This window comes from Oribacterium sinus (assembly GCF_963537195.1).
Lineage (GTDB): Bacteria > Bacillota > Clostridia > Lachnospirales > Lachnospiraceae > Oribacterium > Oribacterium sinus_A.
In genome coordinates this window covers 1-2,662 of record NZ_CAUTEG010000161.1, presented here as the reverse complement: position 1 = coordinate 2,662, position 2,662 = coordinate 1, and the positions used below count along the sequence as shown (strand labels likewise).

General features: G+C 36.1%; 6 protein-coding genes. All 6 read right to left on the bottom strand.

Going from position 1 to position 2,662, the window contains the following annotated elements:
* Positions 1-71 precede the first annotated feature (71 nt).
* Positions 72-269: a phosphoribosylaminoimidazolesuccinocarboxamide synthase gene (locus RYL27_RS11360; RefSeq protein ID WP_314967226.1), complete on the bottom strand. Its 198-nt coding sequence runs from the start codon at positions 267-269 to the stop codon at positions 72-74.
* 266 nt (positions 270-535) lie between these two features.
* Complete coding sequence (locus tag RYL27_RS11355) at positions 536-985, bottom strand: hypothetical protein (RefSeq protein WP_314967225.1); 450 nt, start codon at positions 983-985, stop codon at positions 536-538.
* Positions 986-1,012: 27 nt separating this feature from the next.
* On the bottom strand, positions 1,013-1,195 hold the full coding sequence (locus RYL27_RS11350; protein ID WP_009429154.1) for a hypothetical protein: 183 nt from the start codon (positions 1,193-1,195) through the stop codon (positions 1,013-1,015).
* 1 nt (position 1,196) lies between these two features.
* The gene (locus tag RYL27_RS11345; RefSeq protein WP_314967224.1) at positions 1,197-1,568 is read right to left on the bottom strand and encodes a hypothetical protein; all 372 of its coding nucleotides are present in this window, start codon (positions 1,566-1,568) and stop codon (positions 1,197-1,199) included.
* Positions 1,569-1,867: 299 nt separating this feature from the next.
* The gene (locus RYL27_RS11340) at positions 1,868-2,245 is read right to left on the bottom strand and encodes an SdpI family protein (protein ID WP_314967223.1); all 378 of its coding nucleotides are present in this window, start codon (positions 2,243-2,245) and stop codon (positions 1,868-1,870) included.
* 121 nt (positions 2,246-2,366) lie between these two features.
* The coding region (locus tag RYL27_RS11335; protein WP_314967222.1) for a GyrI-like domain-containing protein at positions 2,367-2,662 on the bottom strand (296 nt) is incomplete at its 5' end.

Here is a 2,662-nt window from a genome sequence, read left to right as displayed (position 1 = left end):
CAATTTTAGAGCATCGGACAATACACAATGCTCATACATTACTCTAAGGAACTAAACAAATTCTAATTTATCTACATCTTCAATAAATTCATAACCAAAGTAGTCATTATGTCTTTTTCCTCCGGCTTAGACTCTGCAATCATAAGTGTAATTGCCACTAAAGCTCCATCGCTAATTACCTTTTCTTCATTCCGGAATAATGCGTCATTTCTCCCTAGAAATTCCAAAAAAATGGATGCTGCAATCCGCTTATATCCATCAACACGCATTTTTTGCGTGTTGTTTTCTTTACCTCATTATTTTTCTCATTCACTGTATTATCCCATCCTCACAAGTTCAAAATTATCTTTCCTGGACTTCTCATCTTATTGATCTAAAAGTCAATAAGCATCCCTCACTCTAAAGAGCACGCTCTCTGTTCCTTTTCCAAGTACAAGGGCTATAGCCATCACGGAGAGAGGCGCTGAAAGCAATCCAAAAAGATACCATACTTTCCACAAATATTAATTCAAAAACTTCCATGTTTCCTCATTCATCATTGAGCTTTTTGTTCGGTATCCGATTTTCTTCGATTTTTTCTGCTATTAGCAATAATAATTACTGTAATTACAAAGAATTCAATTATGAGTTCTGCTTCCAACAGCCTCAAATATTTGGATGAATCCGGCTTTAAATTTAAAAAATATTCTTGTATTTCATTACTTTCAGCAACACTAAGCGTATCATCAAATTCCTTATCCGTCTCTCCGACTACATTATAGATATCCAAAGAATAGCCATTCGGAAAGCTTTGCTGATAGACAATCTTACTAATATCATATTCTATACGAAAATATTCTTTTACTATTTCCACGATATAGTCGTCTTGTTTTGTAACATATACGCTTCTTTTTGGAAAGAAAAAATCAGGTAAGATAAGCCATAAAGTAAATACATTGATCGCGATACATAGAATCAACATTAAGATAAATACTGCTTTCCTCATACACCAATCACTCCCACAAACCCAAATTTAACAATCAATTCTATAAACCATATCCCCTGAATTCCAAATATACAGGATAGCCGATACAGGTTCTTTTCCTTTCTCCCAAAGCCAGCCTGTATATGTTGTACTATAGCCGAAGTATCCTTCTGTTAAAAATTCAAAATCCACATGATAGTTTTTCAATATTTGTTCAATCACAACACTCATCTTAAAGCCTCCTAAGAAGCGAATACAACTTTTTAATATTGCTTGAATGATACGCCGCACTATACTCACATACCTTAAGGGTATCCAGCTTTTTCAGCTCTGATTCTTCAATGCGTAAGTTTTCTGTTAAATGCAAAAAAAGCTCCTTTGTATTTGGCAAGGGAGACACTGTATAAAGCTGATCGCATAAGGCCTTTTCTACTTCAGCAATACGATAAAAGTATTCTCCTTCTTGCAACAAACGAATGCCAAGAGGAAATGCCTCAGAAGGTATATCGCGGTAAGTAAATGTCCCGAAAGCTGTTTCAAACTTCTTTTTCTTTTTCTTCTCAAATGTGGCGGAAGTAACGGTATATACCGCTTCCGGAATCATCCCATAAAAGCTTAGAGCATATTCAAAGGAAATGTAGGAAGGACCGTAAATGCTGCCCGCGAGTAAGTAAGCCGGAGTATGCCGGTCTGTTTCATAAATTCCTTTTGTTATAGGGAAGTACTCACCACTCTTAGCCATACGGGAGAGCTTAGACTTTGGAGAACCGTATTCACTTAATTCCTCTAGGAGCATTGCTGTTGTTTTTATCATATTTTCACCTCATAGTCTCATTACATGCAACTTTCAGGTGAAAATAAAGTATTTTCCAATGTTACAGATACAAAAAATAAATCCCAAGTTTATTTCCTTCTCCCGTTTTCATCAAAGTTTTTCTTCAATGCAATCTCTGTTGGAATCATCGCACCAACTAAAGGGATCATCTGAATCATCGTGATAATACCGCCAACAGTCCCCACTGTCTCCGTTCTCTTTTCAAAAACAATGGCCATGGCAATCACGGAGAGAGGTGCTGAAAGTAGTCCGCAAAGATACCATGCTTTCCCAAAATATTGATTCGCAAACTTCCATGTTTCTTCATTCCTCATGGACCTTTTTGTTCGGTATCCGAATACATAATTGATTTCTTTCGGTGTTCTCCTGAAAAGTAGCCAGCCAAAGAAAAGCATAGTGAACGGAATAAGTAAAACTACGATTAGCATGAATATCCTAAATCCCATTTAAATTCCCTCCATTTTTTTAATTCTATACTTTGTAGACAGTTGGCTGATGTTCAGCATACTTCTTCTATCTCCCAATCCTCTTGAAATGTAATCTCTTTTATATTTACAAACCTGTTTTTTAAGCTTTAGTTATCGGAATCCACAGCTCCATTTTATAATCATTGCTGTGCATATCACCTTCATAATAATATTCAAAGTCAGGTTTTCCTGAATGAACATAGCCATGCTCAGGGAAAAAGACTTCCATCGCATATTTCCATCCATTATGAATGCAATCCGGAACACTTCCTATTAACTCTACAACTGCATACTCTGCTTCTTCCACTTCCAAAACATCTAATCCCATACTTCTTGCTTTGTCTACATCATTAACGATATAACCAGCCATATAATTTATTGTGCTTGGGTTTTCCA

Coding starts and splice junctions, on each gene's coding strand:
- RYL27_RS11360 (WP_314967226.1), bottom strand. CDS start 269: ATGCGTGTTGATGGATATAAGCGGATTGCAGCATCCATTTTTTTGGAA.
- RYL27_RS11355 (WP_314967225.1), bottom strand. CDS start 985: ATGAGGAAAGCAGTATTTATCTTAATGTTGATTCTATGTATCGCGATC.
- RYL27_RS11350 (WP_009429154.1), bottom strand. CDS start 1,195: ATGAGTGTTGTGATTGAACAAATATTGAAAAACTATCATGTGGATTTT.
- RYL27_RS11345 (WP_314967224.1), bottom strand. CDS start 1,568: ATGATTCCGGAAGCGGTATATACCGTTACTTCCGCCACATTTGAGAAG.
- RYL27_RS11340 (WP_314967223.1), bottom strand. CDS start 2,245: ATGGGATTTAGGATATTCATGCTAATCGTAGTTTTACTTATTCCGTTC.